Origin of the sequence: Endozoicomonas sp. (genome assembly GCF_051008435.1) — a bacterium.
Classification (GTDB): domain Bacteria; phylum Pseudomonadota; class Gammaproteobacteria; order Pseudomonadales; family Endozoicomonadaceae; genus Endozoicomonas_A.
Genome location: NZ_JBPCXO010000382.1, coordinates 1 through 5,792 on the forward strand (window position 1 = coordinate 1; position 5,792 = coordinate 5,792).

Consider the following 5,792-nt stretch of genomic DNA (forward strand, 5'->3'; position numbering starts at 1 on the left):
GAAGCGGAACAATTATGAACACAAGCTGATGCTGTAGATTAGACTGCAAAGTGTATGAAAACTGTACTCTCTTACCAAAAGTACAGCCTGCTCGCTCATTACCTCAAAGTTAAGCGGGACTTAAGGAGTAAATTAATCGTCTTCTTTGAACTTCAGGCATTGATAAGAAAAACACTTCATGTCATCAGGCCATTCATGAAACTGAAGTCCTGCTTTGTGTTTGAGGTGAAGAAGAAATTCATTAGGGTCTGATAATTGTTCCCAAACCTGGGGGAGGAAAGTCGCCTTGTGATAATCGCCTTGAATCAACAGACCATCAATACCCGGTTGTAATTGTTTCAGAAGATCCTCCTCATTCTTTACGGACATAGGAGCCATTGGCGTCAGAATGGATATTTCAATATTCAGATCCGTCAGCTCATTTTCGGTCACTGGAAAGAAACGCTGATCCCTGAAAGCACTGGCAAAAGCATTGTATGCAAGATCTTCTATTAATGTTTTCTCGGGGGTCAGGGAGCCGATACAACCTCTCAATTCACCGGATTTCTGAAGGGTGACAAATGTAGCGAGATGCATCTGGAACTTTGCCGGAAACTGAGCTGAATCAAGCTCGGGAGGGCTACCTTCAACGCAGGCAGTTGCAATGGTATGTCTGGCCAGGCGTAACAGGCTTTTCTTGTCCTGTTCTGAGAGATTCAGATCCATCCGGCTTGATCCTTTCTGGATGTAGGGCGTCTGCTAATCAATAAGCAGATGCATAACAGACTGTATCGACACGGGGGCTCCCTACTGGATAACATAAGCGCCATATCCTACGACCCGCTTTTTGTCGCCGGCTGTATCTCCGGAGTTCCGGACATCCAGGGTGACCACTTCCATGCCCCTGCGTTGAGCCACTTTCAGCATACCATTCAGCGGGTAACAGCCACAGGCCTGGCCTCCTGTCAAAGAGCTGCTCATTTGCTCTATGGCTTTGGTCGTCAGACTGTCCCGGTGGTTGGCTTCTTCATAGCTGAGGTAGTGGCTGAGGTCTGAGCTGATGACGATCAAAGTTTCATCCCCACCCCAGAGAAAATCGATTACTTCAGCTACGGCATAGGCAGAAGCGTCACCAACCACCAGGGGAATCAGTTTGAAGTTGTCCAGAGTTTTCTGGAGAAAGGGACATTGCACTTCCAGGCTGTGTTCTCTGACATGAGCAGCATCCATAGTGTGGACCTGACTGAATCGGCTCAGCCTATTAATGGCTACTGTATCAAGTGGAATATCACCTATTGGGGTTGAATAGGCTTCACAGTCTGGCAAGGCCATTCCTTCAAAGGCAACCTGATGAGAAGGACCCAGCAGCACTACTCTTTTGATCTGTCGGCGATAGGACTCAAGCTGTTTATAGCCGGATGCAGCAATAGCCCCGGAATAGATGTATCCGGCATGGGGCACGATCAATACTTTAGGCGACAGTTCTCTCTCGGTGGCTTCGGACATTAAGTTGGTGACAACGGTTTGCAGCAGTTCAGGCTGGTCGGGATAAAAAGCACCTGACACAGCGGGTGGTCGAATAGTCATTGAACTTTCCCCCCGGATGAGCAGCTCTATAATTATAGTCAGCGAACCGAGCGAGGCACTGCAATGATGAATGGAATCCGTCAGTCTCCGCCAGACTATTTCCCCACTGAATACTGGCACAGCCTGGATGATGGTCGAATTCAGTGTGACGTCTGCCCCAGAGCGTGCAAGTTAAGAGAAGGTCAGCAAGGGCTTTGTTTTGTCAGAGCCCGACATCAGGACCAGATTGTTCTGACCAGTTATGGCCGATCCAGCGGTTTTTGTATTGATCCTGTTGAAAAGAAACCGCTGAATCATTTTCTGCCTGGTACACCCGTATTATCTTTCGGCACAGCCGGCTGTAATCTTGCCTGTAAATTTTGTCAGAACTGGGATATGAGCAAGTCCCGGGAAATGGATACTCTGGCCGATCAGGCTATGCCAGAACAGTTAGCTCTGGCTGCGTTGGAAACAGGCTGCAGGAGTATGGCGTTTACCTATAACGATCCGGTTATATTTCTGGAGTATGCCAGAGATGTTGCCCTTGCAGGTCATGAGCAGGGAATACGCTCCGTTGCCGTCAGTGCTGGTTATATCTGTGAGGAACCCAGAGAAACATTCTTTCAGTTTATTGATGCGGCCAATATTGATCTGAAAGCATTCACTGAGTCTTTCTATAAAAAGGTATGCGGTGGCGCATTGCAACCTGTTCTGGAAACCCTGAAGTATCTAAAGCATGAGACAAATGTGTGGTTTGAAGTAACAACCCTGCTGATTCCCGGTGAGAATGATTCTGATCAGGAACTGAACGCTATGACTGAGTGGATCGTTGAGCATCTGGGGGGCGATGTGCCCATTCATTTCACCGCTTTTCATCCAGACTGGAAAATGATGAGTCACTCTCACACGCCTGCTGAAACCCTGACCAGAGCAAGAGAGATTGCGATCAGCAAAGGCATTCGTTATGCCTATACCGGCAATGTACACGACAGTCAGGGAGGCAGCACCTGTTGCCATAGCTGTGGACATTTGTTGATTGAGCGGGACTGGTATCAACTGGGTACCTGGAATTTGAAGTCAGGGCGTTGTAATCAATGCGGTGAATCGGTCGCAGGTGTTTTTGAAGATCAGGCCGGTGCATGGGGAAGCAAAAGAATCCCGATTAGAATGCATCCTTAGCTGACTTCTTTGGTTCGTATTTATTTGCTGTTCCTTTCTCATTTTCATTCTATCCATTTGCCCAGTTGGATTTAGCGTTAACTCAGACGTAATGCAAATACGACAATGAAATGATAGTGATTCGTTTTATTGGAAAACTGGATAACCTGCCGCGATGGACTACTTTCTGATCTGGAGGGATTTATTCATATAGCCACATGAAGATCGGAGTAGTTGTGAACGTCAGGATCAATCTTTCTCATACTATCAGGCTGGTTGCACTCAGCAGTATTACTGGAGGATGGTTAATGCCCGTCCTGGCTGAACCCGGGGTGGAATCTTCGGTATCCAGCGACAGAGATAGCAGCAGTGCCACTATTACCTATTCAAAAACGATTGAAGCCAAAGCAACCATAGATACCGACAAGGTTTATCAATTGGGAAAAGATGGTCAGTATTACTATAAAGCCAAAAATGTGGATCAGCAGATTAAAGAAGGCAAGCTGGTTCCGGTACAAAGTATTCCTGGCTCAGTACCAGAGATGACGATTACCCCTTCCGTTCCACTGGCGCTCAATCATCCTGCCATTGCCGACAAAATGATGATTGAATCGAGTCTTACCGCATACGACAGTTTTACAGGGCTGACTCGCAGTATTCTGAAAGGCCGGATACCGATAGTTCCTATGAGTGGTGTAGAGGGGAACCTTCTGGAAAAGACGCCTGTTGCGTTATTGAAAGCAGAAAATGGAGATGCGTCCTCGGAAGTCGATTATCTGGGACAGGATGAAAACACGGATAGCTACATGAAATCAGTATCGGATGGTGCTGCAGCCTTTGTCAGTGGTGACTGGTTCGGACTGGTTGAGCTTTATGGTCATTATTATGATCAGGACAAGATGAAAGACATGGCGGGCTTCAAATCCAGTGGATACGGCATTCAGATGGGGTTGGTCAGGCCGGTCAGTGAGGACTGGCTGCTTGGTATTTATGGTGCCTGGCAAAAACTGGATGCTGACGTTAAAGGTCATAATGGTGAGGTTGATGCAGGAACCTGGAAGTTGGGGCCTACGATCGCCTGGAGTAAGGAAGGCTTCCATGCCGAGGGGCTGGTAACTTACAACTGGAACACGGTTGATAGTAAAGTGACTCGCTACAAGGCGGATTACAAAAGTAAGGAGTGGGATGCGTATATTCGTGGTGGCTACGCTATCAATCTTGATAGTGTAACTACGGGTCTGACGTTAACTCCAGAGATTCAGTTCCTGTATGCCAGTCAGGACCGGGATGAATACAATTGGTCTATGGGCATGGTTGGCAAGGGGAGCACAGTAGGCTGGGTGTCCAGAATGGGAGGCAGTCTGACGTACGACCGCTTTCAGATGAATCAGCCTATGGAGCTTAAAGCATCGTTGGGTTGGCAACATAATGATTATAAGCCTGACGATGTTGACTACATGAATTCGAAAGTCAGCTACAAAGGCTACGACGAGAATGCAGCTTATTATTCATTGGGCATGGGGACTCAGCTGACTGAACAACTCAACATGAATATTGGCTACGCAGGTACCTGGTCAGAAAATGCTCTGGGTCATTATTTGCAGGCCGGTATGGAATTCAGGTTCTAATTACAGGGCCTTCTTTCCCAATGGAAACAAATGCCTGAAAAGTTAAAGTGCTTCGACTTTACGAAATGCTCCGGTTATCCCACTATAAAGCATTCCATCAACAGGAGGATGTAAATAGTGAAGGATGCGAACGGCTGGATTGAAGCGCTGGCGCTTCAGCCTCATCCGGAAGGCGGCTTTTTTCGGGAAACTTATCGCTCAGAGGAAGTGATATTCCAGGACAGCCTGCCTGACCGGTTTGCGGGTGAGCGTAGTTTTTCAACAGCTATTTATTACTTGCTTGAAGGAAACGATTTTTCTGCATTTCATCGCATTCATCAAGATGAAGTCTGGCATTTTTACGACGGTGCTTCACTGACTATTCATGTCATTTCGCCGGATGGAAGCTATTCAGCGGCTGTCTTGGGAAGAAATATTCTAAAGGGGCAGGCTCCCCAGTTTGTCGTACCAGGCGGGTGCCTTTTTGCGGTTGAGGTGAATGATCGATCCTCGTTTGTTCTTGCTGGTTGTACCGTTGCACCGGGTTTTGACTTTGCTGATTTTGAAATGCCTTCAGCGAAGCAGCTGTTGGATAGTTTTCCTCAACATAAGGCTCTGATTGAGCGATTGACACGGTAAAGGCTATGAAAAAATTTATAGTGCTGCTTATCAGTCATGCTCTGGCACTGGCTATTGGCTTTGCTGCGGGCATTTATGCATTGCCTATTCTCACGGCCCCCCCTGCTCCGGAAGCTGCAGCGGTTGAGACAAAAGCGAAAAAAGCAAAATTTTCAGGTGAGTTTCGTCGAAACCTGAAAGGCAGTGACAGTCTTCATTGGGGAGAGGGAAAAGTTTTTGTTGGAAAGGATGCTATTTCTTTAATGGGAGAGTTGGCACCAGGGCCAGACTACAAGCTCTATCTGTCGCCTGAGTTTGTTGACAACGAACAGGATTTTGAACGATTAAAGCCAAAGATGGTTCGGGTGGGTGATGTTAAAACCTTCAAGAACTTTATTGTTCAGGTTCCATCCAATATCAATATAAAGTCTTACAACACCGTAATTATATGGTGTGAGTCTTTTGGTCAGTTTATCTCTGCTGCCAGGTATCGTTGACCTTTATATGAAGCCGGACTTTTCCCAGTCCGGCTGAGCCTATCAATAGTTTCAGTTAAAGGCCTTATCCCATTCATCAGCAAAAAGATAACCCAGAGTGTAAGCATCTTTCTCTTCCTTATTCACTGCAAGAAAGATCGATGAGTTGTACGTTGACTTGTCGTGTATGTCCATGACGACTAAATCATTGTCCTGCGCTTCACCCAGCTTGTCGATGCAGGTGCTGTGAGTCACTAGGAGCCTGTCGGACTTAGCCGACCGTAGCGAGAAAAAGTCCGGTTTGAGACAGTTTTTATGATTATTTGAGGCGAATAGCGAGCTATTCAACGAAAAGAATCATAAAAAATGGCCAAATCCGGCTTTTTCG

The 5,792-nt window shown here is 46.8% G+C and carries 7 protein-coding genes; 4 read left to right on the plus strand and 3 right to left on the minus strand.

The annotated features are described in order from the left end of the window. Positions 1-132 precede the first annotated feature (132 nt). Positions 133-705 (minus strand): AmmeMemoRadiSam system protein A, encoded by a 573-nt coding sequence (amrA, locus tag ACR2PX_RS19165; protein WP_434000965.1) that lies wholly within the window; start codon positions 703-705, stop codon positions 133-135. 81 nt (positions 706-786) lie between these two features. Further along, entirely contained in the window at positions 787-1,566 is a 780-nt protein-coding gene (gene amrB / locus ACR2PX_RS19170; RefSeq protein ID WP_434000966.1) for an AmmeMemoRadiSam system protein B, read from the minus strand. Between the two features lie 63 nt (positions 1,567-1,629). Here amrB and amrS point away from each other — a divergent pair, with 63 nt between their 5' ends. The 4 genes from amrS (at position 1,630) to ACR2PX_RS19190 (ending at position 5,425) form a co-directional block, all read left to right on the plus strand. Continuing rightward, the gene (gene amrS, locus ACR2PX_RS19175) at positions 1,630-2,724 is read left to right on the plus strand and encodes an AmmeMemoRadiSam system radical SAM enzyme (RefSeq protein WP_434000967.1); all 1,095 of its coding nucleotides are present in this window, start codon (positions 1,630-1,632) and stop codon (positions 2,722-2,724) included. Positions 2,725-2,939: 215 nt separating this feature from the next. Then, positions 2,940-4,331: an autotransporter outer membrane beta-barrel domain-containing protein gene (locus ACR2PX_RS19180; protein ID WP_434000968.1), complete on the plus strand. Its 1,392-nt coding sequence runs from the start codon at positions 2,940-2,942 to the stop codon at positions 4,329-4,331. Positions 4,332-4,448: 117 nt separating this feature from the next. Continuing rightward, complete coding sequence (locus tag ACR2PX_RS19185; RefSeq protein WP_434000969.1) at positions 4,449-4,949, plus strand: cupin domain-containing protein; 501 nt, start codon at positions 4,449-4,451, stop codon at positions 4,947-4,949. A 5-nt stretch (positions 4,950-4,954) separates the two neighbouring features. Next, entirely contained in the window at positions 4,955-5,425 is a 471-nt protein-coding gene (locus ACR2PX_RS19190; protein WP_434000970.1) for a DM13 domain-containing protein, read from the plus strand. 51 nt (positions 5,426-5,476) lie between these two features. On the opposite strand, the gene ACR2PX_RS19195 is transcribed toward ACR2PX_RS19190, so the two are convergent. Further along, entirely contained in the window at positions 5,477-5,659 is a 183-nt protein-coding gene (locus tag ACR2PX_RS19195; RefSeq protein WP_434000971.1) for a hypothetical protein, read from the minus strand. Between the last annotated feature and the right edge of the window lie 133 nt (positions 5,660-5,792).